Source organism: Gordonia neofelifaecis NRRL B-59395, assembly GCF_000192435.1.
Taxonomy (GTDB): domain Bacteria; phylum Actinomycetota; class Actinomycetes; order Mycobacteriales; family Mycobacteriaceae; genus Gordonia; species Gordonia neofelifaecis.
The window spans coordinates 118,986-143,413 of sequence record NZ_AEUD01000001.1 but is presented as its reverse complement, the minus strand read 5'-3'; the positions used below and the strand labels follow the sequence as shown (position 1 = coordinate 143,413).

Annotated in this window: 22 protein-coding genes and 1 riboswitch; of the genes, 12 read left to right on the top strand and 10 right to left on the bottom strand. The window is 69.4% G+C overall.

Annotated features, from left to right (window positions below):
- Positions 1 to 20: 20 nt before the first annotated feature.
- On the bottom strand, positions 21 to 1,928 hold the full coding sequence (gene typA / locus SCNU_RS00785) for a translational GTPase TypA (RefSeq protein ID WP_009677433.1): 1,908 nt from the start codon (positions 1,926 to 1,928) through the stop codon (positions 21 to 23).
- 183 nt (positions 1,929 to 2,111) lie between these two features.
- Between typA and SCNU_RS20490 the strand changes: the two genes are divergently transcribed.
- Positions 2,112 to 2,288, top strand: coding sequence for a hypothetical protein (locus tag SCNU_RS20490; protein ID WP_009677432.1), 177 nt, complete (start codon positions 2,112 to 2,114; stop codon positions 2,286 to 2,288).
- On the opposite strand, the gene SCNU_RS00780 is transcribed toward SCNU_RS20490, so the two are convergent.
- Genes SCNU_RS00780 through SCNU_RS00765 form a run of 4 tightly spaced genes read right to left on the bottom strand, consistent with a single transcriptional unit; the run spans position 2,266 to position 6,384 of the window.
- Positions 2,266 to 2,688 (bottom strand): (deoxy)nucleoside triphosphate pyrophosphohydrolase, encoded by a 423-nt coding sequence (locus tag SCNU_RS00780; protein ID WP_009677431.1) that lies wholly within the window; start codon positions 2,686 to 2,688, stop codon positions 2,266 to 2,268. The genes SCNU_RS20490 and SCNU_RS00780 overlap by 23 nt on opposite strands.
- A complete protein-coding gene (locus tag SCNU_RS00775) occupies positions 2,685 to 3,713 on the bottom strand; it encodes an ABC transporter ATP-binding protein (protein WP_009677430.1) in 1,029 nt (342 codons plus the stop codon). Before SCNU_RS00775 ends, SCNU_RS00780 begins: the two co-directional genes overlap by 4 nt.
- Positions 3,714 to 5,345 (bottom strand): ABC transporter permease, encoded by a 1,632-nt coding sequence (locus SCNU_RS00770; RefSeq protein WP_009677429.1) that lies wholly within the window; start codon positions 5,343 to 5,345, stop codon positions 3,714 to 3,716.
- A 1-nt stretch (position 5,346) separates the two neighbouring features.
- A complete protein-coding gene (locus tag SCNU_RS00765; RefSeq protein WP_009677428.1) occupies positions 5,347 to 6,384 on the bottom strand; it encodes a thiamine ABC transporter substrate-binding protein in 1,038 nt (345 codons plus the stop codon).
- A gap of 238 nt (positions 6,385 to 6,622) precedes the next feature.
- On the opposite strand from SCNU_RS00765, the gene SCNU_RS00760 reads away from it, so the two are divergent.
- The 3 genes from SCNU_RS00760 (at position 6,623) to SCNU_RS00750 (ending at position 10,017) form a co-directional block, all read left to right on the top strand.
- On the top strand, positions 6,623 to 7,489 hold the full coding sequence (locus SCNU_RS00760) for an Rv1157c family protein (protein WP_009677427.1): 867 nt from the start codon (positions 6,623 to 6,625) through the stop codon (positions 7,487 to 7,489).
- Between the two features lie 262 nt (positions 7,490 to 7,751).
- Positions 7,752 to 8,783 carry a superantigen-like protein SSL4 gene (locus SCNU_RS00755; RefSeq protein WP_009677426.1) on the top strand — a complete coding sequence of 344 codons (1,032 nt, stop codon included), beginning with the start codon at positions 7,752 to 7,754 and terminating at the stop codon, positions 8,781 to 8,783.
- Between the two features lie 76 nt (positions 8,784 to 8,859).
- On the top strand, positions 8,860 to 10,017 hold the full coding sequence (locus SCNU_RS00750) for an alpha/beta hydrolase family protein (protein WP_009677425.1): 1,158 nt from the start codon (positions 8,860 to 8,862) through the stop codon (positions 10,015 to 10,017).
- A 265-nt stretch (positions 10,018 to 10,282) separates the two neighbouring features.
- On the opposite strand, the gene SCNU_RS00745 is transcribed toward SCNU_RS00750, so the two are convergent.
- Both SCNU_RS00745 and SCNU_RS00740 read right to left on the bottom strand, forming a co-directional pair.
- Complete coding sequence (locus SCNU_RS00745; RefSeq protein ID WP_009677424.1) at positions 10,283 to 11,704, bottom strand: sugar porter family MFS transporter; 1,422 nt, start codon at positions 11,702 to 11,704, stop codon at positions 10,283 to 10,285.
- The gene (locus tag SCNU_RS00740) at positions 11,701 to 12,171 is read right to left on the bottom strand and encodes a hypothetical protein (protein WP_009677423.1); all 471 of its coding nucleotides are present in this window, start codon (positions 12,169 to 12,171) and stop codon (positions 11,701 to 11,703) included. The genes SCNU_RS00745 and SCNU_RS00740 overlap by 4 nt, the downstream gene beginning before the upstream one ends.
- A gap of 200 nt (positions 12,172 to 12,371) precedes the next feature.
- Between SCNU_RS00740 and SCNU_RS00735 the strand changes: the two genes are divergently transcribed.
- Together SCNU_RS00735 and SCNU_RS00730 are read left to right on the top strand one after the other, a co-directional pair.
- Entirely contained in the window at positions 12,372 to 12,935 is a 564-nt protein-coding gene (locus SCNU_RS00735) for an HhH-GPD-type base excision DNA repair protein (RefSeq protein WP_009677422.1), read from the top strand.
- 21 nt (positions 12,936 to 12,956) lie between these two features.
- Positions 12,957 to 13,889 carry a hypothetical protein gene (locus tag SCNU_RS00730; protein ID WP_009677421.1) on the top strand — a complete coding sequence of 311 codons (933 nt, stop codon included), beginning with the start codon at positions 12,957 to 12,959 and terminating at the stop codon, positions 13,887 to 13,889.
- Positions 13,890 to 13,956: 67 nt separating this feature from the next.
- Here the strand turns inward: SCNU_RS00730 and SCNU_RS00725 are convergent, their stop codons facing one another.
- Positions 13,957 to 15,330: an aldehyde dehydrogenase family protein gene (locus tag SCNU_RS00725; RefSeq protein ID WP_040517290.1), complete on the bottom strand. Its 1,374-nt coding sequence runs from the start codon at positions 15,328 to 15,330 to the stop codon at positions 13,957 to 13,959.
- Between the two features lie 39 nt (positions 15,331 to 15,369).
- A complete protein-coding gene (locus SCNU_RS00720; RefSeq protein ID WP_009677419.1) occupies positions 15,370 to 16,653 on the bottom strand; it encodes a condensation domain-containing protein in 1,284 nt (427 codons plus the stop codon).
- Between the two features lie 39 nt (positions 16,654 to 16,692).
- Between SCNU_RS00720 and SCNU_RS00715 the strand changes: the two genes are divergently transcribed.
- The 5 genes from SCNU_RS00715 (at position 16,693) to SCNU_RS00695 (ending at position 23,458) form a co-directional block, all read left to right on the top strand.
- Entirely contained in the window at positions 16,693 to 19,134 is a 2,442-nt protein-coding gene (locus SCNU_RS00715) for an acetyl-CoA acetyltransferase (RefSeq protein ID WP_009677418.1), read from the top strand.
- A gap of 189 nt (positions 19,135 to 19,323) precedes the next feature.
- On the top strand, positions 19,324 to 20,847 hold the full coding sequence (locus SCNU_RS00710; protein WP_040517289.1) for a CoA-acylating methylmalonate-semialdehyde dehydrogenase: 1,524 nt from the start codon (positions 19,324 to 19,326) through the stop codon (positions 20,845 to 20,847).
- Between the two features lie 29 nt (positions 20,848 to 20,876).
- Complete coding sequence (locus SCNU_RS00705; protein ID WP_009677416.1) at positions 20,877 to 22,052, top strand: acyl-CoA dehydrogenase family protein; 1,176 nt, start codon at positions 20,877 to 20,879, stop codon at positions 22,050 to 22,052.
- On the top strand, positions 22,049 to 22,918 hold the full coding sequence (gene mmsB, locus SCNU_RS00700; protein WP_040517287.1) for a 3-hydroxyisobutyrate dehydrogenase: 870 nt from the start codon (positions 22,049 to 22,051) through the stop codon (positions 22,916 to 22,918). Before SCNU_RS00705 ends, mmsB begins: the two co-directional genes overlap by 4 nt.
- A gap of 27 nt (positions 22,919 to 22,945) precedes the next feature.
- Entirely contained in the window at positions 22,946 to 23,458 is a 513-nt protein-coding gene (locus SCNU_RS00695; RefSeq protein ID WP_009677414.1) for a MarR family transcriptional regulator, read from the top strand.
- A 156-nt stretch (positions 23,459 to 23,614) separates the two neighbouring features.
- Here SCNU_RS00695 and SCNU_RS00690 read toward each other — a convergent pair whose 3' ends face one another.
- Entirely contained in the window at positions 23,615 to 23,968 is a 354-nt protein-coding gene (locus SCNU_RS00690; protein WP_009677413.1) for a hypothetical protein, read from the bottom strand.
- Between the two features lie 55 nt (positions 23,969 to 24,023).
- A riboswitch (guanidine-III (ykkC-III) riboswitch) is annotated at positions 24,024 to 24,087 on the top strand.
- A gap of 10 nt (positions 24,088 to 24,097) precedes the next feature.
- Between SCNU_RS00690 and SCNU_RS00685 the strand changes: the two genes are divergently transcribed.
- Complete coding sequence (locus SCNU_RS00685) at positions 24,098 to 24,412, top strand: DMT family transporter (protein ID WP_040517393.1); 315 nt, start codon at positions 24,098 to 24,100, stop codon at positions 24,410 to 24,412.
- Positions 24,413 to 24,428: the final 16 nt, after the last annotated feature.

Genomic DNA, 24,428 nt, shown 5'->3' with positions numbered 1-24,428 from the left:
GTCCACTCGGGCCTCGCCCGTCAGGCGTTGGCGTCGCGGGCCTTGGCGCGCGAACGCTCGCGCGCACGAGTGGACGCATCGAGGTTGACCTTACGCACACGGCACACCTCGGGGGTCACCTCGACGCACTCGTCGGCCGCGCAGAACTCCATCGCGCCCTCGAGGTCCAGCTGCATCGGCTTGGCGAGCGTCTCCATGACGTCGGCCGACGACTGGCGCATGTTGGTCAGCTTCTTCTCGCGGGTGACGTTGATGTCGAGATCCTCGAGACGCGGGTTGATGCCCACCACGTGGCCCTCGTAGGTGTCGTCGCCGGGATCGACGAAGAAGGTGCCGCGATCGGCGAGCTGGATCATCGCGAACGGGGTCACGCTGCCCGCGCGGTCGGAGACCAGCGAGCCGGTGTGCCGGGCGCGGATCTCGCCGGCCCACGGCGCGTACTCGTGGAAGACGGCGTTGGCGATGCCGGTGCCGCGGGTCTCGGTCATGAAGTCGGTGCGGAAGCCGATCAGGCCGCGCGACGGCACGACGAACTCCATGCGGACCCAGCCGCTGCCGTGGTTGTTCATCTGGTCCATGCGGCCCTTGCGCGCGGCGAGCAGCTGCGTCACGGCGCCGAGGTACTCCTCGGGGACGTCGATGGTGAGGTGCTCGAACGGCTCGTAGGTCTTGCCGTCCACCTTGCGCGTGACCACCTGCGGCTTGCCGACGGTCAGCTCGAAGCCCTCACGGCGCATCTGCTCGACGAGGATCGCGAGCGCCAGCTCACCGCGGCCCTGGACCTCCCAGGCGTCGGGGCGGCCGATGTCCTGCACGCGCAGCGAGACGTTGCCGATCAGCTCCGAGTCGAGGCGGTCCTTGACCATGCGGGCGGTCAGCTTGTGGCCCTTGACACGGCCGGCGAGCGGCGAGGTGTTGGTGCCGACGATCGCCGAGATGGCGGGCTCGTCGACGGTGATGCGCGGCAGTGCGACCGGGTTCTCGGCGTCGGCGAGGGTGTCGCCGATCATGATCTCCGACATGCCCGCGACGGCGACGATGTCGCCGGCGACGGCCTCTTCGGCCGGGGCGCGGTCGACGCCGAGGGTGACCAGCAGCTCGGTGATCTTGGCGCGCTCGACGACCTGCTCGCCGTCGACCTCACGCATCCAGGCGACCTGCTGCCCCTTTCGGAGGGTGCCGTTGTGGATGCGGACCAGGCCGAGACGACCGAGGAACGGCGAGGCGTCGAGGTTGGTGACGTGCGCCTGCAGCGGTGCGTCCTGGTCGCCCTTCGGCGCGGGGACGTTGTTGATCAGGACGTCGAAGAGCGGATCGAGGTTGTCGCCGGCGGGCACGGTGCCGTTCTCCGGCATGTCGGTGCTCGCCACACCCGCGCGGCCCGATGCGAACAGCACCGGCAGGTCCAGCGCCAGTTCGGCGGCCTCGGCGGCCTCGTCGTCGAGGTCGGAGGCGAGGTCGAGGAGAAGGTCCTGCGACTCGCTGACGATCTCGCTGATGCGCGCGTCGGGACGGTCGGTCTTGTTGACGACCAGGATCACCGGCAGCGACGCGGCGAGCGCCTTGCGGAGCACGAAGCGAGTCTGCGGCAGCGGGCCCTCGGACGCGTCGACGAGCAGCACCACGCCGTCGACCATCGACAGCGCACGCTCCACCTCACCGCCGAAGTCGGCGTGGCCGGGGGTGTCGATGACGTTGATGACGTACTCGCTGCCGTCGGGCTGACGACGATGAACGGCGGTGTTCTTGGCGAGAATGGTGATGCCCTTCTCGCGCTCGAGGTCGCCGGAGTCCATGACGCGGTCCACCAGTTCGGCGCGCTCTCCGAACACTCCGGACTGACGCAGCATCGCGTCGACCAGGGTGGTCTTGCCGTGGTCGACGTGCGCCACGATCGCGACGTTGCGGAAGTTGGTGACTGCGCTCACTAAGGTCTCTTTCGTATCTGTTCTCGTGCGGTACCCGGCGGCCATGCGGAGCCGGTCACTCGATCTGCGGACGACAGCCGGATTCGGCCGGTCCAGATCAACCCGTTAAGGGTACGGCAACCTCCCGCTCAGTGGCGACGAGAGCTTGCGCGCATATGGTTAGGCTGCGCTAAAGTTCTCCTCATGGGAAAGACCAATCCGGCGAAGGTCGCGCAGCTGAAGCCGAAGAAGAAGTGCTGCAAGAAGTCGACCCGTTGCCTGCGATGCCCCGTCGTCATCCACCGGATGAAGAAAGTCGACGCCGATCAGCTGTCGAAGAAGGCCGCGAATAAGGCCCTCAAGAAAGCCCGTGCCGCCTGACCTGCAGTTCTCCCATCAACTCGCGTGCCCACGCAAGGTCGTTCGGCACCATTGAGCCCGTCTGTATCAGCTCGCTGAGACCGTCCGCATCGACCCATCGGAGAGCACGATGCTCCACCGCGCGGACCGTTCCGGAGACGATCGTGGCCCGCATCGCGACGAGCGTCAGACCCGGTTTCGGCCGGACCACACCCGCGAGCGAATCCCCCACAGAAACCGAAACGTCGAGTTCCTCACACAATTCGCGGACGAGTGCCTGCGCGGGCGACTCACCCGGTTCCACCTTCCCGCCGGGCAACTCCCACAGACCCGCGAGTTCGGCAGGCCGATCGCGCTGCGCGAGCAGCAGTCGACCGCCGTCGAGCACCGCTCCGGCGACCACCAGCACCTCGTCGGTCATCGACCCACCACTGCCAGGGCTCCCGGCGCCAGCCCCAGTCGCACGTGGTCGCCGACACTGATCGGCACCGAGCTCACTCCCTCGAAGACGTCGCCTCCGACGCGCACGCGAGCCCGCCGGCCTGCGACGAGCGCCGCCGCATGCTCGACGACCGCGGGCGACGCCGGGTCCGGCTCCACGATCACGGCCTCGGGCCGGAGGGCGACGGTGCAGTCCCCGTCGGCCAGGTCGTCGAAGCCCACCCGACCCCGCAGGTCCGTTTCGCCGAGTTCGGTGATGAGCACACCGGAACGCACGACCCCTGCGACAACGGCGCGCGCCCCGAGGAATCTCGCGGTCTCCTCGTCCGCCGGCCGCCGCCAGAGCCGCTCCGCCGAATCGGTCTGGACGATGCGCCCGGCGCGCATCACCGAGACCGTGTCGGCCATCAGCGCGGCCTCGCGGTGGTCGTGGGTGACCAGGACCGTCGGCGTCCCTGCCGCCCGGACGATCGTTCCGATCGACTCGGCCAGAGATTCGCGCAACTGTGAATCGATCGCGGCCAGCGGCTCGTCGAGCAACAGCAGCCGAGGCTCGGGCGCCAGGGCCCGAGCCAGCGCCACGCGCTGCGCCTGACCGCCGGAGAGAGCGCCGACCGGACGATCCTCGAATCCGCCGAGCTGGACCAGGTCGAGCATTGTCGCGACGCGCTCGGCAGCCGCCGCGCCGCGCACTCCCCGACGGGCCAGCCCGTACGCGATGTTCTGGGCCACCGTCCGGCCCGGGAACAACTGCCCGTCCTGAAAGACCACGCCGAAGTCGCGCCGGTGCGGCGGTCGTCCGGACAGGTCCTCCCCGTCCCACGAGACCGTGCCCGCCGCGAGTGGCTCGAACCCGGCGATGGCGCGCAGCAGCGTCGACTTGCCGCATCCCGACGGACCGAGCAGCGCGGTGACGGTCGACTGCCCGGTGCCGACAGACCAGTCGACACCGCGCAGCGCCTCGAACCGCCCGTAGCGAACCGCGACGTCGTTCAGAATCAGCATCTAGCCGGTCCTCTCGTACCGAACTGGTCGGCTGCCCTCGCCGACGATCTCGATCACCGCGATCACCGCGGCGCTCACCACTACCAGGAGCATGGAGGCCGCCATCGCGGTCGCGAGGTTCGCCTCCCCCGGCCGGGTCATGAGGGAACCGATGAGCACCGGCAGCGTGGTGGTGTCGGCGCGCGCGAGGAACGTGGTGGCGCCGAACTCGCCGATCGCCATGACGAACGCGAACCCGGCGGCCGCACACAGCGACCGCGCGGTCAGCCGGAGATCGACGGACGTCAGCACCCGGACCGGCCGGGCCCCGAGGGACCGCGCGGCATCCCGCAGCCGCGCCGGCACCTGCATCAGGGCCGGAATCATGATTCCCGCGACCACCGGTACCGCCAGCAGTGCCTGAACCGCGGGGATCACCAGCGGCGACTGCGTGACCTGCGTCGGCAGCGTCCCGACGACCAGCAGATAGCCGAAGCCGAGCGTCACGGCGCTCACGCCGAGCGGCAGCACCGCGAGCAGCGCGGTCACCCGGGCCGGCCAGCCGCCGCCCCGCGTCACCGACAGCGCGACGACCAGCCCGACGACGACCGCCAGCACCATGGCGGCGACCGCACTGGTGACCGAGTACCGCATCGCGTCGAGCGCGGAACCGCCGTAGGCGTCGGCGGCGAGACCGCGATAGCCGTCCAACGTCCAGGAACCCGCAGGCCGCAACGACGCCAGGGCCAGCGTCACCAGCGGCGACAGCAGCCAGATCGCCGTCCAGCAGAGGACGGCGAGCACCGGCAGCCATCCGATGCCCCGCGGCTGGCTGCGGTGGTCGCGGCCGAGCGCGAGCCTGCCGCCGCTCGCGGTACGACCGCCGACCACACGAGCCAGGACCAGCGCACACGCCACCACCACGATCTGCAACAGTGAGAGCGCGACCGCCTCGGGAATCCGGAAGTAGCCGATCGCCTGCTGGTAGATCTCCGTCTCGAGCGTCCTGGCGGTGCCCCCGCCCAGGATCACGATTACCCCGAAGCTGGTGGAGCAGAACAGGAACACCAGTGTCGCCGCGGCTGCGACCGCGGGCGCGACCCGCGGCAGGACGACGTCGACGAACGCCCGGATCCGACCGGCGCCGAGCGACCTCGCCGCCTCCACGGTCCGCGGATCCACCTGCCGCCAGGCCGCCGTCACCACCCGAACCACGATCGCGATGTTGAGAAAGATGTGTGCGGGCAGAATCGCCGCCCACCCGTCGGAGACGCCGAGGAAGTCCAGCGGGCCGGTGAGCAGTGCCCGGAACGCGACGCCGACGACGACGGTCGGCAGCACGAACGGCACGGTCACCACCACGCGCAGCACCGCGGAGCCGGGCAGGTCGACCGTCGCCGTCAACCAGACGATCGGCGCTGCGACGATCACCGTGAGCACCGCCGACGCGGCGGCCTGGGCGAGGGTGACCGCCAACAGATGCCAGCCGCCGGTGCGCGTGATGAGCTCGTAGATCCCGGTGCCGTCGTCGTCGGCGAGGCCCCGGCGGACGAGCGCCACCAACGGCCACGCGAACATGACGGCGACGAACACTCCGGGTACGACCACCGCGGCGCGCGCCGTCGCCGAACTCCGGCGAACGGGGGTCGTCACGTCAGCGCTTGACGGTCGCGCGCCACTCGTTCAGCCACTCTTCCCGATGCGCGTTGATGTACTCCGGCGACATGGTGACCGTCCAGGCAGGCACCGGCGCGCGCTGGCGCCAGTCTGCGGGCAACGGCGTGTCCTTCTGCACCGGGTAGACGTACATCGCGGTCGGCAGCGCGGCCTGGACCTCGGGGGTCAGCATGAAGTCGACGAGCTTCTTCGCACCCGCGGTGTTCGCGGCGCCGCGCAGCACACCGATGTACTCCACCTGGGCGAAACAGGAGTTCAGGAGAGCACTGGTTCCGGGGGTCGCCGCGGGACTCGACGCGTAGGAGACGACGATCGGCTTGTCGCCGTGGCCTGCCCCGGCGCTGAACAACTGGTTGTAGGCGACCTCCCACCCGGTGACGATCTGCGCACCGTTGTCGACCAGTCCGCGCCAGTAGTCGTCGGCGCGCTCACCGAACCGGCCGATGGTCGACAGCAGGAATCCCATGCCGGGCGACGACGTCGACGGGTCGAGCAGCGCCGACATGTCGCGGTACTGCGGTTCGGTCAGCTGCTCGAGCTTCGTGGGTGCCTCGATCCCGTGCTTGTCGAACCAGGCGTCGTCGACGTTCAGGCAGACGTCGCCGCGATCGACCGCGGTCAGCTGGCCGGGGGCGTCCTTGATGTCGTAGTCGGCGGCACCGTTCTTGGCGGCCGGCGAGACATAGGGCTCGAGCGCCTTCGCGTCGATCGGCCGCTCCGCGAACGTGTTGTCGATGCCGAACACCGCGTCGCCCTTGGGTGAGCCCGGGGTCAGCGAGACCACTGCGGAGAGCTGACCGGCGTCGCCGGACCGCACGATCTTCAGTTTCGTGCCCGTCTGCTGCTCGAACTTGTCGATCAGGTTCTGCGGCAACTCGAAGGAGTCGTGCGTCAGGAGCGTGACCTCGTCCGAGCCGCCCGAGCCGGACGAGCACGCCGATGTCGCTACCAGGGTCAGCGCCAGGGTCACTGTCACCGCCGCCCGGACTCGCCGCCCGCTGCCGAAGAAGCCCATATTCGAAGTCCACGTCCCATCATTCGAGACGCCCGGAGAATCGACTCCGGCGCGCCGGTTTCTCGCCTCACGGGAATCTAACCAGTTGAGCGCGGGTATCCGCATTCTCGCGCGACGCCGAGCGAGATCAACCAAATCACTCAGGTCACAATTGTCACACGCGTCTCAGTAGTTTCACGGGTTTGTGGCTACACTCCACTTCGAAGACCACCTTTCGTCGATCGAAGAGGATCCAGCTGTGCGACTCGCGCGCTCTCGCCGCACCGCCGCCGTCATCGCTGCGGCAGCAGTCATCACTCCCGCCCTGCTCATGCCCGCCACCGCGTCCGCGGAGCCGGCGGCCGACGCCCCGTCGTCGCAGCAGGAGTTGCCGATCCCCGACGCCGCGCACGCGCCGAAGGTCGAGCCCGAGGTCCTCGAGTCCCTGGGCGCCCTCACGCCCGCTCTGATCGGCTCGGCGGCGACTCGCGACTCCGACGGCAAGGTCAACACCGACCTGTTGGCCCAGGTCCGCAAGCTCGCTGACAACCCAGCAGTGCCGGTCGAGGCCCAGGACGTCTGGCGCTCGCTGGTCGATTTCCTCGGCGAGCCCGGCGCCAAGGAAGCCGCGAAGACCCTGTCGCTGGACGCCACCCCGGCCGCCGAGAAGAAGAAGAGCGACGCCCCGGACATCCCGACCGGCCCGAACAAGCCGCGGATCCAGCAGTTCCTGTACCCGACCATCGGCCTCGGCTGCATGCCGGGCGGCGGCAACTCCGTCGGCATGGCGCTCGCCACGGCGGGTCCGCAGGCCGCACCGGCCCCGGGCCCGAAGCGCGGTCAGGCCGGCTACGTGTACACCAGCCTCGGCACCGGCCCCGCGGTCAAGTCGGGACAGAAGCTCTTCGTCACCTGGCTGAACATCGACAACGGCCGGACCGGCCAGCAGGCGCTGCTGCCGAACCCGAAGATCAACGCGGTCAAGGGACCGGGCACCTTCACCGGCATCGCCAACACCGGCCGCGGCCGCGTCGTCTCGACCATCTACGGCACGGTCACCACGAAGACGAAGGGCAAGACCGTCTCGTGCATGATCGCCCCGACTATCGGCACCGCGATCATCTGATCGCCCCGTATTTCACGGACAGGGCCCCGGGCATCCGCCCGGGGCCCTGTCCGCGTTGTGTGACCCATCTCGCGTCGAACGCGAAATCCCCAGTGCCGCACCAACTCCGACATCTCCGACCGGTCGCGGCCAGGTAACGACTCGGACTCGCTCCTTGAGAAAACCAGCAACGGATTCTCATTATTAACATGAGAAACTTTCGTCACACCCGTCACATCGGTCACCCCTGCATGTGACAGTTGCACTTTCGTGGGAGGAAACCGTGGCCACACGCACGCACCGATCGATCCGATTCGGCATCGCCGGGCTCTCCGTCGTCACCGCGGCCGCACTCAGCGTGCCCGCCGTCGCCGGTGCCGAACCGACCGCACCCTCGACCCCCGAGACGGTCGCACCCGCCACCACGACGCCGGGCACCGATGCACCGGCCACCACCGCGCCCGAATCCGCCCCCGGAACGACGGCGCCCGAATCCACCACGCCGCAGTCGGACGGCACCACCACGCTGCCGACCATCCCCGGCGACGCCCAGCTGGCCGACCTCCTCCGCAAACTGAAGGCGACCGGCGGCGACCAGCAGGCCGTCGACGCGATCACCGCCATCCTCTCCTCAGACGGTCAGCTCGACCCGTCGAAGTACCTCGGCAGTGCAGGGGTGCTGGACGGTATCGGGCTCGACAAGCTCGGACTCAGCGCTCTCGGTCTGACCAGCCCCGCCGCACCGGCGCCTGCCGCCGCGACCGAACCCGCCCAGACACCCGCCGCGGACGTCCTCACGGTTCTCCAGAAGGCCACCGGCACCAACCTGCTGACGCCTGCGGTGTCGCCACTCTGCGCCGACCCCACCCCCGACAACCCGCTCGGACTGTCGACGGCCCCCGCACTCGCGGTCCCCGGACCGTGGCCGACCGCCGCAGGCAAGCAGAACGACGTCCTCACCGCTCTCTCGTCGCTCCTCCCCGGGGGCGGGAAGGACCTGCTGACCGCCATCGGCGACGGCCAGACCGCCTACGCCCTCGTCCCGCCGAGCAACCCCGACTCCGATCAGTTTCAGGTGGCATGGTTCAACACGTCCACTTTGAAGGGCGGCCTGGCCGAGCTCAAGCCGCTGTCGGAGTCCGCATCGGCCGGCCCGCTGAAGCAGTTGCTCGCAGACACGGAGAACTTCCACGGGGTGCGCCTCGCACGCGTCGACACCGGGAAGGGAACCGTCCTGTCCGCAGTCTTCGGCACCACCACCAAGGCCGGTCGCACCTGCTTCTTCCTGCCCGCGCTCGGCTCTGTGACCAACTGACGCCCCGACCGCGCCGATTCAGTCGGCGCCTGATCTCGCCACCGTCTCCGGTGGCCCCGTCGTAAAGGACCGAATAATGATCACCGCCCGGAAGCGGCTCGCCCGCACCCTCGTCGTGACCTCCACGGCAGCCGTGCTCGCCGTCGGGGGCGTGACCGGCGCCCGTGCGCTCGCCGAGCCCGAGAACGCCGCCCCCGCACCGGGCGGGCAGACCGCGGGCTCGGTGTTCGCCAATCGAACCGTCGACACGCCGAATCTGGTGGCCGGCGCGGCGAGCGGACAGCAGTACAGCTACTGGTCGCAGGGCGCCGACGAGCGCATGCACCTGTCGACCGCCGTTCTCATGGAGCCCAAGGGAGCCGCGCCGGCCGCAGGCTGGCCGGTGGTCGTCTGGGCTCACGGTTCCGACGGCTGGAGCGATTCCTGCGCGCCGTCGAACCGGCGCAGCGCCGACGACCGCGCCACGGTGAGTCACCTCCTCAGCCGCGGATACGCGGTCATCGCACCGGACTACGCCGCCGTCGGCGCACCGGGATCACCGCAGTACTCGGACGTCGATGCGACCGCGCACAACATCGTCGACGCCGTCCGCGCCGGCGCCGACGTCGGCGAGTCGGTGCTGTCGCCGAAGTGGGCCGTCGTCGGCAACACTCAGGGCGCGGCAGCGGCCACGTCGCTCGCCCGCAACGCGACGTCGTGGCAGACCGGCAGGCTCGACTTCCGCGGCGCCACCGCATCCAGCATCCCCGCGGGCTACGACGACGTCGTCGCCGGCCTCAGCCCATCGTCGGCCGCCGTGCCGAGTGCGGTGGTCGCGGACGTGCTGTACACGCTCGCGTCCCAGGATCAGGAGGCCCTCGCACCGATCCTGTCGCCGCGCGGGGCCGCGCTGGTGCAGAAGGCCCAGAAGCTGTGCACCAGCGCGTTGATCAAGGAGGTGGGCGACACTCCCCTGGCAGAGCTGGTCAGCAAGCCGCTCGCCTCCGACGCCAAACTGGCCTCGGCGCTTCGCAAGTCGCTCGCGATCCCGGCTCACGGCTTCAACCGGCCGATCCTGATGAGTCAGCGCCTGGTCGACCCGACCGTGGTCGTCCCCAGCTCACTTCGGTACATCACCGAATCGCAGCTGACCAGCAACAAGGTCAAGATGAGCACCTATCTGACCGGCAGCGAGGCCGACGGCGAGCGGCAGGAGCAGTCCGCCGTCGACGCCTTCATCGACGGCCTCTTCTGACCGTCTCGCCGCCCCATCGGCCGAGAACGAGCCGCCCAGGTCGAGTAGGCGCCGCCCCAAGTCGGTCAAGCAAGCGCCGCCCTACGTCGGTCGAGTAAGCGCCGCCAGGTTGGTCGAGTAAGCGGAGGAACGCAGTGACGACGCGCATCGAGACCCCCAATAATCCCGGTCTCGATGCGTCTCGTCACTGCGTTCCTCGACTTACTCGACCAACCTGCGGGTTCACTCGACCGACCTCGACCGACCTGGGGCCGATTCCCAGCGGTCAGCCCATCTCCTCGAGCTCCATCCCCTTGGTCTCGGGGACGCGCGCACGCACGTAGAAGAACGACAGCGCCGCGCAGACGGCGAAGAAGGTGTACACCAGGGCCGGGCCGACCCAGCCCATCGCCGCCGGGAACATCAGCGAGATGATGAAGTTCGAGATCCAGTTCACGGCTGTGCACAGGCCGAGGGCCACGGCCCGGAACCGGTTGGGGAACATCTCACCGAGCATCACCCACATCACCGGGCCCCAGCTCGCGGCGAAGGCGACGACGAACAGATTGGCGCCGATCAACGCCAGGACACCCCAGCTGGTCGGGAGCATCGACACCGTCTCCCCCTTGTCGTCGACCGCGTCGTAGACCTGAGTGAAGGCGATCGCGGCCATCACCAGCCCGACGAACATGCCGACCGATCCGACCAGAAGCAGCAGGCGACGGCCGACCCGGTCGACGAAGCCGATCGCCACGAAGGTCATCACGACGTTGATCACCGCCGTGATCACCGACGTCACGAACGACGCCGATTCGGAGAACCCGACCGACTGCCACAGTGTCGTCGAGTAGTAGAAGATCGCATTGATACCGACGAACTGCTGAAAAACCGCAAGCCAGATACCGACCCAGACCAGCGGGTGCAGACCGAAGGCCGGCCCCGCGATGTCCTTCATGGACGCCGCGGATTCGAGCTTCACGGTGTCGTGGATCTGCTTGACCCGGCCATCGGGATCGGGTTCGCCGGTCACATGGGCGAGGATCTGCGCGGCCTCGGCGTCCCGGCCACGACCGACCAGGTAGCGCGGCGACTCCGGGATCGTCAACGACAGCACGCCGTACACGACAGCCGGCACGACGCCGACGATGAACATCCAGCGCCATGCCTCCATCCCGAACCACAGGGTGTTCGCGGCCGCGCCGGCACTGTCGGCGAGCACCGCGTCGGAAAGCAGTGCAGCGAAGATGCCCAGCGTGATCGCGAGCTGCTGCATCGAACCGAGCGCACCGCGGAACTTGGCCGGGGCGATCTCGGCGATGTAGGCGGGCGCGATCACCGAGGCGATGCCGATGCCGAGCCCGCCGATCAGGCGCCAGAGCATCAGATCCCAGACGGTCTGCGTCAGCCCGGCTCCGATCGACGACGCGATGAACAGCGCGGAACCGAGCAGCATGACCTTCTTGCGACCCCACCGGTCGGCGAGACGACCGGCGAACCAGGCGCCCAGCGCGCAGCCGAGCAGCGCGATCGCGACGGCCACTCCGGTCACCAGGTCCGACAGGCCGAACTCCCCCTGGATCGCATCGACCGCCCCGTTGACCACCGAGCTGTCGAAACCGAAGAGGAAGCCGCCCACCGCCGCGGCCGACGAGACCCCGAGGACCCGAAGGAACGGGACCTCGCTGTGCCCCGCCGTCGCCGACGTCATGCGACTGCCGTCCCGCGACAGGACGAGAACTGTGGGTTCACCATCGGGTTGAACGCCATCGCGCCGATCTTCTGGTGGACGGTGAACGCCACCCGGCCGTGTCCCGGATGCAGGACGACGTCCCAGTTCGCGGCGTGTGAGCGTGTCGGAACCCGGACCGAGCCGGTGCGGCCGGTGTCGAGATTCCGCCAGTCCACCGTGATCAGCGACGTCAACTCGAGCACCTGGCCCACGCCGCCGGGATTGTTCGCCGACAAGCTGATGGCCGGACCCGGCAGTCCGTCTGTCGGGAACGGTCCACCGGTGTAGACGTCGACGATGATCGGCAGTCGCGGGCCCGGCCACGGGTTGGGGCTGTCGCACCGGATCGACCGCACGTACTGCGCCCCGTAGGGCGCGGCCGCGGCCTGCGGGACGGCAGCGAATCCGGCGGCGAGGACCGCGACGGCGGCCCCGGTCGCCAGCACCCCCCTCCTGCGTCGCACTCGTCGGCCCGGTCTCGTCGCAGAGCAGTCTTCACTACGCATGCAAGGAGTGTGACAGCCGCACGCGGCGTCTGGCGGGACTTCTCTCGGGGTGCCGCCGATCCGTTGCGCTGCGCGGACGGTCGGCACGCTGTGCGGCGAAGGCGATGGCCGGTGGGACCCCGACCCTTAGCATGGACACCATGGCCAAACTCCAGATCGCCCAGGATCCGACCGCCGACGAACTGCTGTCGACCGATGCCTTCGCACTGGTCACCGGAATGCTGCTCGACCAGCAGTTCCCGATGGAGCGCGCCTTCGCCGGCCCGGCGAAGGTCCTCGAACGATTCGGCACGCTGGATCCCGTCGCCATCGCCGACGCCGACCCCGAGTCGTTCGCCGACCTGTGTGCGACTCCTCCCGCAGTGCATCGCTACGGTCGCTCGATGGCCGGTCGCATCCAGGAACTGGCCCGCCTGATCGTCGACGAGTACGACGGTGACACGGCGGCGATCTGGACCACGGCGCGGACCGGCGAGGAATTGTTCGCCCGAGTCCGTGCCCTGCCCGGCTTCGGCGAGCAGAAGGCGAAGATCTTCGTCGCGCTGCTGGCCAAACAACTCGACGTCAAGCCGCGCGGCTGGACGAAGGTGACCGGCGATTACGGGCGCACAGGCTACCGATCGGTGGCGGACGTCACCGATCCCGACTCCCTGCAACGCGTCCGCGACTTCAAGAAGGCGGCGAAGGCTGCAGCCAAGAAGTAGCTGAGGCTACAATCTTCACCCATGAATAATGGTGCGAAAGAAGTCCGGACGGCGGTCAAGATTCCGCTGCGTATCGGCTTCGCGACAGCGGGGATCGCACTGTCGACCGTCGAGTCGGTCGTCAACGTCGCCCGGCTCACCGCCGAAAGCGTCGAGAGTGAAGTGAACTCGATGCTCGGCATCAGGGATGGCAGTGAGATCGCCACCGTCCGTGCACCTTTGACGATTCTGAGTCAGGTCGCGGATCTGCTGAGCCCGGACCGTCCGTTCGGCCGGATCCTCGCCAACGGCGGGCCGCTCGACAGGCTGATCCAGCCCGACGGGGTCATCGACCGGCTCACCGCGCCCGACGGTCTGCTGGAGAAGCTCACTGAACGCGGCGGTCTGCTCGATCAGATGACCGATGAGAAGGGCATTCTGATGCGGCTGGCGGCCAAAGACGGCCCGCTGGACCGCCTGACCCGCGAAGGCGGCGTCGTCGACCAGTTCACCGAGAACGAGGGCATCCTGGAACGCCTGACCTCGGAGGGCGGCATCGTCGACAAGCTGACCGCGCCCGACGGTGTGCTCGAGAAGCTCTCCCAGCCCGACGGTGTGCTCGACCGCGCGGCGAGCGACGAAGGACTGCTCGACCAGCTCCTGGGCGCCGACGGTGCGCTCGAGAAGCTGATCGCCCCGGGCGGACCGCTCGACAAGTTCACCGAGTTGTCCGAGACGCTCGCCTCCCTGCCGCCGAACCTCGCGGCGATGCAGGAGACCGTCGATCACCTCAACGAGGTCGTGGAACTGCTCAACGCATCGGTCGCCCCGATCGGCGGCCTCGCCGACCGGCTGCCCAAGCGCCTCACCCGCGGCGGATACGCCAACGGTGGGGGGACATCGCCGACCACTCGGCCCCAGCTGCCCGGCGACCCGGCCGACGACGCCGCCAGCCGTTACCCGGGCCGCGACTGACACCACCGACAGCGTCGAAGGCGCCGGATCAGCATTGCTGATCCGGCGCCTTCCGTTCGTGCCCGGGCTACTTCGCGGTGCGGCGCAGCCGGACGTTGGCGAACTCGCCGAGGCCCCACTGCCCGAGTTCGCGTCCGTACCCGGACTGCTTGACGCCGCCGAACGGCAGGCCCGGCAACGTCGTGCCGTGCTCGTTGACCATCGCCATGCCGACGTCGAGGCGATCGGCGACGGCCTGCGCGGCGTCGACGTCGGCGCTCCACACCGATCCGGACAGGCCGTAGTCGACGTCGTTCGCCAGCTCGACCGCGTCGTCGACGGACGAGAACTTGTAGACGACCGCCACGGGACCGAAGATCTCCTCGCGGTAGAGGTTCATCTCAGGCGTCACGTCGGTGATGACGGCGGGCGCCATGAACGCGCCGGGACCGTCGAGGGCCTCGCCGCCGGTGTGCAGCGTGGCACCCTGCGCGACCGCCTCGGCGACCTGCTTGACGACGTTGTCGCGGGCGGTGACCGACGACAGCGGCCCCACGTTGGTGCCGGCGTCGGCCGGATCGCCGACGGCCAGGTTCGAGATGGCGGCGGTCAGGTTGGTGACGAAGTCGTCGTAGATCGACTCGTCGACGATGAACCGCTTCGGCGAGTTACAGGCCTGACCGGCGTTCATGGTGCGCATCGCCGCGGCACCCGCGGCGAGCGCTGCGACGTCCGGCGTGTCGAGCACGATGAACGGGTCGGAGCCGCCGAGCTCGAGAACGGACTTCTTCAGGTTGCGGGCCGCGACCTCGGCGACCGCGGCACCGGCGCGGCTCGAACCGGTCAGGGAGACACCCTGGACCCGGCGGTCGGCGATCATCGTGGCGATCTGCTCATTGGTGGCGAAGATGTTGATGTACGCGTCCTCGGGGACGCCCGCGGCGTGGGCGATCTCCGCCATCGCCTCCGACGACGCCGCACAGATGGGCGCGTGCTTCAGGATGATCGTGTTGCCCAGCAACAGGTTCGGTGCCACGAAGCGGGCCACCTGGTAGTACGGGAAGTTCCAGGGCATGATGCCGAGGATCGGCCCGATCGGGGTGCGCGTGACGATCGACTCCGCGGCGCCCTGCGGGTCCAGCTGCTGGGTCTCGAGGAGGCCCGGTCCGTTCTCGGCGTACCAGTCGTAGATCATCGCGGTGAGCGCCAGTTCACCGAGGCCCTGATTGGTCGGTTTGCCCATCTCCGTGGTGACGATCGACGCGAGCTCCGCGGCCCGCTCGCGGTAGGCGGCGGCGGTGTCGCGGAGCATCTGCACCCGCTGTTCGATCGGCGTCTTCCGCCAGTCACGGTAGGCCCCGTCAGCGCGCTGCAGGATCGGATCGATCTGCTCGTCCGAGATGGTCGGGAACTCGCGTTCGACGGCGCCGGTTGATGGGTTCTCTGTCACATAAGCAGTCATGTCTGAAGGCTACGCGCACGCCCGATTCGTCGCCTGAGCTTAGGCCAACGCCGCCCGCAACGCCGCCAGGTAGCCGTCGATTCGGTGCGCGGCAGCACCCCGCGCGGCGATCGACACGGTCACCGTGTCGCCGATCCCGTGCACACCGTGCGTCATCCCGTGCACCGTCGACAGGGCCGGGAAACCCGCGGTGAACAGCACTCGCCCACCCGCCAGGACCAAGTCTCCGGCACCTCGGTTCACCGACGAGACGACGGTCGCCCCCGCCACGCGGTCCGGAATCGGGCCGGTCGCGGACAGTCGTACCGCCAGTGCCTCGAGGACTGCCGGTGCCGCGGCCGCCGCACGGCGGGCCGCGACGTTGGCCGGGTCGTCGTCCCGACGTCGGGCCGCGCCGATCTGCCTGCCGATCGACGCCGCGCGTTCGGCCCGTCCGAGTCCCGCGTCGAGGTCGATCGGGACCGTGTGAAAGTCGTTGCGCTGCCGATTCCGGGAGTCACGGGCGACGGTGAGTTCGACGACGACGCGACCGTCGCGGGTCGCTCCGCCGAATGCGGGCAGGACCTCGGCCACCGCGACGAGTATCCCGAGCGTGACCGACGGCCCGAGTTCTCGCACCGCCGCCCGGCGAAGAGTGAGTGTGCGGAGCTCGATCCGTCCCGAGTCCGGGAGGTTCAGCACCGTCGGCTCGATCGGTGCGACCGGCGAATCGATCCGACCGCGACGGCGAGACTGCTTGCGCCATGCGGCCATTCCGGCCGCCGTGCCGACCGCGAGCCTGGGGAGGGTGGTCGCCGCGCCGACCCCGGCCACCACCGCCGCGGGCAGGCGTGCCGCGCGCGGCGGCGGGTCGGGCTCTCCGTCGGACAGGAGCCGCCGCGCGATCGCCGACACCCGACGACCGTCGCCCAGCGCATGCGAGATCTGCAGCACGACGACGTTCGCGGGTCCGCCCCGCGCCTCGGGCACGCCGACGAGCTGACCGAAGATGTGGACCCGCCACAGCGCGTCCGCGGCGCGCCGCGGCGTCGCCATCAGGTCAGCGACCGACCGGAGACAGTCGTCCCAGGTGGTCACGTCGTACGTGCGGAACTGGTCGGCGGCGACGGGCGACGGCTGCCACCGCGGATAGTCGAGGTCACCCGGCACCGGCTCCACCGTCAGGTTGAGATCGGCGATCCCGCGGGCCCGCGCGCTCAGTCGCTCGACCAGGGCGGACACCGGAGCGTCTGTGGCGGCGAAGGCGTACAGCAGGTACTGATCGGTGGCCGCGGTCAGGGACCGCCAGTACATCGCAGCGTCCGGCGGCGTGAGCGGGCTCATGAGACCTCCCTGCCATCGGCTGATGGCAACGTGGGCATAATGCGGAGCAGTGTCAGGCGCCGCGGCCGCGGCGCCGGAAAGGCGGCGGACTTGTCCGGCATCTCGATTCCCACCCTCCGTGTCGATGAACTCGACCCCTCCACTCCCGTCATCGTAGGGGTGGGCCAGGCGGCCGAACGCATCGACGACGCCGACTACGCGGCCCTCGGAGAAGCCGATCTCGCCGCCCGCGCGGTGGCCGCGGCCTTCGCCGACGCCGGGGCCGAGACAGGCGCGCCGCCCGCGTCCATCGACGTCGCGGTGGCCGTGCGGTCGTTCGAGAAGTCGAGTCCGGCGTCGCACTCCCCCTTCGGCAGGCCGGACAACATGCCCCGCGCGGTCGCGGCGCGTACCGGCATGGATCCGCGACGCGCCGTCGAGGCGGTCACCGGGGGCCAGAGTCCCCAGCATCTGGTGAACGAGTTCGGCGCGGAGATCGCCGCCGGCCGGTGTGAGGCGGTCGTGCTGTTCGGCGCCGAAATCATGTCGACCGTGCGTCATGCCCAGAAGAACGGCACCACAACGGATTTCAGCGAATCCATCGGCGGTCAGCTGGAGGACCGCGGATACTCCATCGGCGGTCTCACCTCGGTGGAAGAGGTGAAACACGGTGTGGTCATTCCGATCTCGCAGTACTCGATCGTCGAGAACGCGCGCAGGCACCGACTCGGGGCGTCCGCCGAGGACTACGCGCGATCGATGGGCGAATGGCTGGCACCGATGAGCACGGTGGCGGCGGAGAACCCGTATTCGGCTGCGCCCGAGGCCTTCTCCGCCGAGGACATCGCGGTCGTCACCCCGCGGAATCGACGGGTGTCGGTGCCGTACACGCGACGGATGGTCGCGCGCGATCACGTCAATCAGGCTGCTGCGGTGGTGCTGATGTCGGTAGCCGCGGCCACCGCTGCGGGCATTCCGGCGGACCGGTGGGTCTTCCTCCACGGCCACGCCGACACCCGCGAACGCCCCCTGCTGTCCCGGCCCGACCTGTCACGCGGACCGGCGTCGACGGCTGCGGTCCACGAGGCCCTGCGGCTCGCGCGCATCGGGATCGACGACCTCGCGGACCTCGACCTGTACAGCTGTTTCCCGGTCGCGGTGTCGCACGTGTGCGAAGACCTCGGACTCGAACCCGACGACCCGCGCGGGCTCACAGTGACCGGCGGACTCCCCTACTTCGGCGGACCCGGCAACAACTACTCGATGCACGCGATCGCCGAGATCGTCGCCCGCGCCCGTCGGCGACCGGGTTCGTTCGGACTGGTCGCCGCGAACGGCGGCGTCCTCAGCAAGTACTCCGTCGGCGTGTACTCGACGTCGCCCGTCTCCTGGCGTGCCTCGACCTCTGCCGGTCTGCAGCGTGAACTCGACACGGCTCCGACCGTCGCAGTCACCCGGTATCCGAACGGCCCCGCGACCATCGAGTCATTCGTCGTGATCGACCCCGACGGTGCCGCCCCCGGCGCGACCGTCGTCGGCAGACTCGACGACGGCTCCCGCTTCGTCGCGACGGCCGATGACCCGGAGCTGGTGGCGCTGCTGTCGGCCGACGACGACCCGATCGGCACACCCGTCTTCAGCCGGTCCGGGGCCGGTCGCAACCACGTCGCACTCACACGAGACGCACTGGACGACCGCCATCCGCGGCCCGCGGTCGGATTCGCCGAGCAGTACGAGCACCTGCGCGTCCGCCGCGACGGCCACATCCTCGAAGTGACCATCGACCGCCCCGAGGCCCGAAATGCGATGAGTCCGGTCACGAACGCCGAGCTCGACGCCGTCTTCGACGCGTACTTCGCCGACCCGGACCTGTGGGTCGCGATCCTCACCGGAGCGGGCGACAAGGCGTTCTCCGCGGGCAACGATCTCGGCGCCGGTTCCACGGCCGGCGGACTCTCGGTGCCCGCCAACGGATTCGCAGGTCTGACCACCCGGCGGGAGCTGCCGAAGCCGGTGATCGCCGCGGTCAACGGATATGCACTCGGCGGCGGGCTGGAGGTCGCGCTCGCCTGCCACCTGATCGTCGCGGACGAGCACGCCTCGTTCGGGCTCCCCGAAGTGCGGGTCGGTCTCGCCGCGGCCGCCGGCGGATTGGTGCGTCTCCCCCGCGTGCTGCCGCCGGCGCTGGCACGCGACATGATCCTGACCGGCCGCAGGCTCGACGCGGCGCAGGCCGCCGCCCACGGCCTCGTCTCGCGGGTCGCTGCGCACGGTGAGGTGATGGACACCGCTCGCGGCGTCGCCCGCGAACTGCTCGCAGGGTCGCCGATCGCCGTCCGCGCGTCCCTGTCCGCGATGGCGGCCGCCGAATCGGAGCCCGACGCCGTGCGCGCCACACTCGACAGCATGTCCGTCCTCGACACCGTGCTGGTGTCCGAGGACTTCCGGGAGGGACTCACGGCGTTCGCCCAGAAGCGCGAACCCGAGTGGAAGGGCCGCTGACGGAGTCGTCCGCACAGGATTGACCGCTCAGCTCCGAGATCCCCTATTTCGGGGAGATCGCGGCTGAGCGGTCAATCCTGTGCGCATGAGGCGAGTGCTCCCGTGTCGGGGCAGCCGACTCTTGAATTACTTGGACATCCAAGTATATCGTGGTTCACGTCACCCACGGAGTCTCTGGAAGGACGGCGCATGACTGCATTGCGGACCATCGATCACTACCTGAACGGCGCTCACGTCGCCGCGACCGGCGCCACCGCCGACGTCTACGACCCCAGCACGGGGACGGTTCAGGCGACGGTGCCGCTCGCGACCGCCGCGGAGGTCGACGACGCCGTCGCGATCGCCAAACGAGCACAGCCGACCTGGGCCGGGTACAACCCTCAGCGGCGCGCTCGGGTGCTGATGAAGTTCGTCGACCTGGTGAACCAGAACATGGACGAGCTCGCCGAACTCCTGTCGAGCGAACACGGCAAGACCCTCGCCGACGCACGCGGCGACGTCCAGCGCGGCCTCGAGGTCATCGAGTTCGCGATCGGGATCCCCCATCTGCTCAAGGGCGAGTACAGCGAGGGAGCGGGCGCCGGGATCGACGTGTACTCGATGCGCCAGCCCCTCGGCGTGGTCGCGGGCATCACGCCGTTCAACTTCCCCGCGATGATCCCGCTCTGGAAGGCCGGACCCGCACTGGCCTGCGGCAACGCCTTCATTCTGAAGCCGTCGGAGCGCGACCCCTCGGTGCCGGTCCGCCTCGCCGAGTTGTTCACCGAGGCCGGCCTGCCCGACGGTGTGTTCCAGGTGGTCCACGGGGACAAGACCGCCGTGGACGCGCTGCTGGCGAACCCGGACGTCAAGGCCGTGGGCTTCGTCGGCTCGTCCGACATCGCGCAGTACATCTACGAGACCGCGGCGGCGAACGGCAAGCGGAGCCAGTGCTTCGGCGGTGCCAAGAACCACATGATCATCGCGCCGGACGCCGACCTCGACCAGGCCGCCGACGCGCTCGTCGGCGCGGGCTACGGTGCCGCGGGCGAACGCTGCATGGCGATCTCCGTCGCCGTCCCGATCGGCGACGCCACCGCGGACGCGTTGCGCGCCAAGCTCGTCGAGCGGATCGAAGCACTCCGTGTCGGACACAGCCACGACCCCAAGGCCGACTACGGTCCGCTGATCACCTCCGCCGCGCGCGATCGCGTCCTCGATTACATCGAGCAGGGCGTCTCGGCAGGCGCCGAGATCGTCGTCGACGGCCGCGGCAAGGGCGCGACGGACGAGACCTTCGAGGACGCGGACCTCTCCGGCGGCTACTACGTGGGTCCGACGCTGTTCGATCACGTCACCAAGGACATGTCGATCTACACCGACGAGATCTTCGGCCCGGTGGTCACCATCGTGCGCGCCCACGACTACGAGGAGGCGCTCGCCCTGCCGACCGAGCACGAGTACGGCAACGGTGTCTCGATCTTCACCCGCGACGGCGACACCGCCCGTGACTTCACCTCGCGCGTCGAGGTCGGCATGGTCGGCGTGAACGTCCCCGTCCCGGTCCCGGTGGCCTACCACACGTTCGGCGGCTGGAAGCGCTCCGGATTCGGTGATCTGAACCAGCACGGCCCGGCGTCGATCATGTTCTACACCAAGACCAAGACCGTCACCTCGCGCTGGCCGTCGGGCATCAAGGAAGGCGCCGACTTCGCCATGCCGCAGATGCACTGACCGCCGGACCACCGCGAGACAAGGACGACATGCCCTACCCGAAACTGCCGGACGACGACCGGATCGTCGTCGAAGCGGCCCGCGACTTCGCCCGCAAGCGACTCGCTCCGTACTCGCTGGAATGGGATGCGACAGCGCACTTCCCGGTCGACGAGATGCGCGAGGCGGCTTCGCTCGGGATGGCCGGGATCTACACCAGCGAGGACGTCGGCGGCTCCGGTCTGCGCCGGATCGACGGCGTCCGGATCTTCGAGGAGCTCGCCAAGGCCGATCCGGTCACGGCGGCATTCCTCTCCATCCACAACATGTGCACCTGGATGGTCGACACCTACGGCACCCCGGAGCAGCGCAAGCGGTGGGTGCCCGCGATGGCGTCGATGGAATCGATCGCCAGCTACTGCCTCACCGAACCGGGTGCCGGATCGGACGCGGCGGCGCTGTCGACCTCTGCGCGACGCGACGGCGACCACTTCGTCCTGCGCGGGAGCAAGCAGTTCATCTCGGGTGGCGGTGTCTCGGACGTCTACGTGGTGATGGCTCGCACCGGCGACGCCGGGGCCCGCGGCATCTCCACCTTCGTGGTCGAGAAGGGAACTCCGGGACTGTCTTTCGGGCCGCCGGAGGCCAAGATGGGGTGGCACAACCAGCCGACGGCGCAGGTGGTCTTCGACGACGTGCGGGTCCCCGCCGACGCGATGCTCGGCGGCCCGGACGGTCAGGGCACCGGCTTCTCCATTGCGATGAACGGGCTGAACGGCGGTCGACTGAACATCGCCGCGTGCTCGATGGGCGGCGCACAGTCCGCCTACGACCAGGCCCTGGTGTACGCGACCGAGCGGGAGGCCTTCGGCGGGCCGTTGATCGCCGAGCCGACCATCGCCGCGACCCTCGCCGAGATGGCCACTTCGCTCGAGGCCTCCCGGCTGATGCTGTGGCGCGCCGCGGAGGCGCTCGACGCCGACGACCCCGACAAGGTCGAGCTGTGCGCCATGGCGAAACGCTTCGTCACCGAGAACTGCTTCACGGTGGCCGATCAGGCGCTGCAGCTGCACGGCGGCTACGGCTACCTGCACGAGACCGGTATCGAGAAGATCGTCCGCGACCTGCGGGTGAATCGCATCCTTGAAGGAACCAACGAGATCATGCGGATGGTGATCGGCCGCGCCGAGGCGCAGCGGGTCACGTCCGGAAAGGGCACCCGATGAGCACAATCGCTTTCCTCGGCCTGGGACACATGGGTGGACCCATGGCCGCCAATCTGGTCAAGGGCGGACACCAGGTGATCGGCTTCGACCTCGTCCCCGACCTCCTCGAAGCCGCGGTCGCCACCGGAGTCCGCGCCGCCGCGTCGGCTGAGGACGCGGTCGCCGGCGCCGACGCGGTGATCACCATGCTGCCCAGCGGTGCCGCCGTCCGCGCCGTCTACGACGCCGTCCTGCCGCACGCGACGCCGGGCCAGCTGTTCATCGACAGCTCGACGATCTCGGTGGAGGACGCGCGGGCCGTGCACGACCTGGCGACCGGCGCCGGTTTGATGCAGCTCGACGCTCCGGTGTCCGGTGGCGTGAAGGGCGCGGTCGCGGGCACACTCGCGTTCATGGTCGGCGGCGACGAGGCCGCCCTCGCCGCCGCACAGCCCATCCTCGCCCCGATGGCCGGCAAGGTGGTGCCGTGCGGCGGATCCGGCAACGGTCAGGCCGCCAAACTCTGCAACAACATGATCCTCGCGGTCCAGCAGATCGTCGTCGGCGAGGCGTTCACGCTCGCCGAGAAGCTGGGGCTGTCGGACCAGGCGCTGTACGACGTCGTCACGGGCGCGACGGGCAACTGCTGGGCGCTCTCGGCGAACTGTCCCGTGCCCGGTCCCGTCGAGTCCGCACCGTCCGGCAATCAGTTCCAGCCGGGATTCGCGACGTCGTTGATGAACAAGGATCTGCACCTCGCGATGGACGCGGTCGGTGCGACCGGGGCCACCGCTCCGCTCGGCACGCACGCGGCGAAGCTGTACGACGAGTTCGCGGCCGAACACGGCGGGCTCGACTTCAGTGCGATAATCGAGACCTTGCGGTAACGACCGACAGTCGTCGATGGGAGTGGTGTGGCCGGGGTGAATGAGTCGAGCGAGCGCGACCCGATCGCCCTGGCCCGTCGCAACTGGGAGGACGCCGGGTGGGGCGGCGACGTCGCCGACGGCATGGAGGCGGTCACCTCGGTGATGCGCGCACATCAGATCATGCTGGCCCGCGTCGAGCAGGAACTGAAGCCGTTCGATCTCACGTTCTCCCGGTTCGAACTCCTCCGCCTGCTGGCCTTCACCCGCCACGGGTCGCTTCCGATCTCCAAGGCGAGCGATCGACTGCAGGTGCACGTCTCCTCGGCCACTCACGCCATCGCCCGCCTCGCCGACGCCGGCCTGGTGGAACGGCTCCCGCATCCGACAGACGGTCGGACCACGCTCGTCTCCATCACCCCCGACGGCCGCGAGCTCGTCGAGAAGGCGACGGTGGTGCTGAACAACGGCGTCTTCGCCGACGTGGGAATGCCCTCCGACGAGGCACGTCACCTGGTCGACGCCATCCGGTCGCTGCGGCGAACCAACGGGGACTTCTGAGCCCGCACGCCGACCGCCACACAGGTACGGAACGAGGCCGGGCGGTGTGCGGCGACGATTGAGTCCGGAGCCCTCCGCAGCCACCGAGGCGCTAGCCGAGGCGGCGAGGACTGCGACGGAACAATCGTCGCCGCACACCGCCCGGCCGGCGCAACGCTACCCGCCGATCTCAACCCCGAACTCGAGAAACTGCACTGTCCGCGAGGGATCGGTGTTCGTCTGATTCGCCCGCAGCGCGTCGAGTTCGGAGCTGAAGACACGTTCCACGCGGGCTCCGCCGTCGTCGTCGCGCACGATCGCCCACACCCCGGGTTCGGCGTCGACCACCTCCACGTCGCGGGCAGGCTCGGGGGATGTGCGCGGCCTGGTCGCCGAGGCCGCGATGTCGGCCCAGGTGGCCGTCGCCCGCGGATTGTCGAGCGCCTGACGAAGCAGCTTCCGGAGCCCTTCGCCCGCCTCGCGGGCGAAGCGGTCGAAGTCGTCGGGACCGAATTCGTTCGATGTGGCCATGGTCTCCATCGTCCCCGGCCACTGGCCGCCGCGCCACCGGCTGGGTACCCTCCCAGGTGACGCCTCACATGGCGCCCGGACGAGCCCGCCGTACCCGGTCCGCGACAAGACGGTGGTCTAGGAGTGATCATGTCCTGGCTCGTTCTCATCGTCTCCGGCGTCTTCGAGGCCGTGTGGGCCACTGCCCTCGGCCGGTCGGAAGGCCTGCATCGACTCGGCCCCACGGCCGTCTTCTTCGTCGCTCTGCTGATCAGCATGGGCGGACTCGCCTATGCGATGCGCGACCTCCCGACCGGGACCGCGTACGCGATCTGGGTGGGCATCGGCGCGACCGGCACCGTCCTCTACGGGATGGCGACGGGTGCCGAGGCCGCAAGCCTGGCGAAGGTCGTCTGCATCATCGCGATCATCGGCGGGGTGATCGGTCTGAAACTGGTCGCTTGACCTGTCTGAACTTCGT

What these genes read in the sequence shown, in the direction of transcription:
- SCNU_RS00685 (WP_040517393.1), top strand. Translation starts at nt 24,098, where the DNA reads ATGTCCTGGCTCGTTCTCATCGTCTCCGGCGTCTTCGAGGCCGTGTGG.
- SCNU_RS00715 (WP_009677418.1), top strand. Translation starts at nt 16,693, where the DNA reads ATGCGGAGCAGTGTCAGGCGCCGCGGCCGCGGCGCCGGAAAGGCGGCG.
- SCNU_RS00780 (WP_009677431.1), bottom strand. Translation starts at nt 2,688, where the DNA reads ATGACCGACGAGGTGCTGGTGGTCGCCGGAGCGGTGCTCGACGGCGGT.
- SCNU_RS00690 (WP_009677413.1), bottom strand. Translation starts at nt 23,968, where the DNA reads ATGGCCACATCGAACGAATTCGGTCCCGACGACTTCGACCGCTTCGCC.
- SCNU_RS00765 (WP_009677428.1), bottom strand. Translation starts at nt 6,384, where the DNA reads ATGGGCTTCTTCGGCAGCGGGCGGCGAGTCCGGGCGGCGGTGACAGTG.
- SCNU_RS20490 (WP_009677432.1), top strand. Translation starts at nt 2,112, where the DNA reads ATGGGAAAGACCAATCCGGCGAAGGTCGCGCAGCTGAAGCCGAAGAAG.
- SCNU_RS00745 (WP_009677424.1), bottom strand. Translation starts at nt 11,704, where the DNA reads ATGACGTCGGCGACGGCGGGGCACAGCGAGGTCCCGTTCCTTCGGGTC.
- SCNU_RS00775 (WP_009677430.1), bottom strand. Translation starts at nt 3,713, where the DNA reads ATGCTGATTCTGAACGACGTCGCGGTTCGCTACGGGCGGTTCGAGGCG.
- SCNU_RS00720 (WP_009677419.1), bottom strand. Translation starts at nt 16,653, where the DNA reads ATGAGCCCGCTCACGCCGCCGGACGCTGCGATGTACTGGCGGTCCCTG.
- mmsB (WP_040517287.1), top strand. Translation starts at nt 22,049, where the DNA reads ATGAGCACAATCGCTTTCCTCGGCCTGGGACACATGGGTGGACCCATG.
- SCNU_RS00750 (WP_009677425.1), top strand. Translation starts at nt 8,860, where the DNA reads ATGATCACCGCCCGGAAGCGGCTCGCCCGCACCCTCGTCGTGACCTCC.
- SCNU_RS00725 (WP_040517290.1), bottom strand. Translation starts at nt 15,330, where the DNA reads ATGACTGCTTATGTGACAGAGAACCCATCAACCGGCGCCGTCGAACGC.
- SCNU_RS00710 (WP_040517289.1), top strand. Translation starts at nt 19,324, where the DNA reads ATGACTGCATTGCGGACCATCGATCACTACCTGAACGGCGCTCACGTC.
- SCNU_RS00730 (WP_009677421.1), top strand. Translation starts at nt 12,957, where the DNA reads ATGAATAATGGTGCGAAAGAAGTCCGGACGGCGGTCAAGATTCCGCTG.
- SCNU_RS00705 (WP_009677416.1), top strand. Translation starts at nt 20,877, where the DNA reads ATGCCCTACCCGAAACTGCCGGACGACGACCGGATCGTCGTCGAAGCG.
- SCNU_RS00735 (WP_009677422.1), top strand. Translation starts at nt 12,372, where the DNA reads ATGGCCAAACTCCAGATCGCCCAGGATCCGACCGCCGACGAACTGCTG.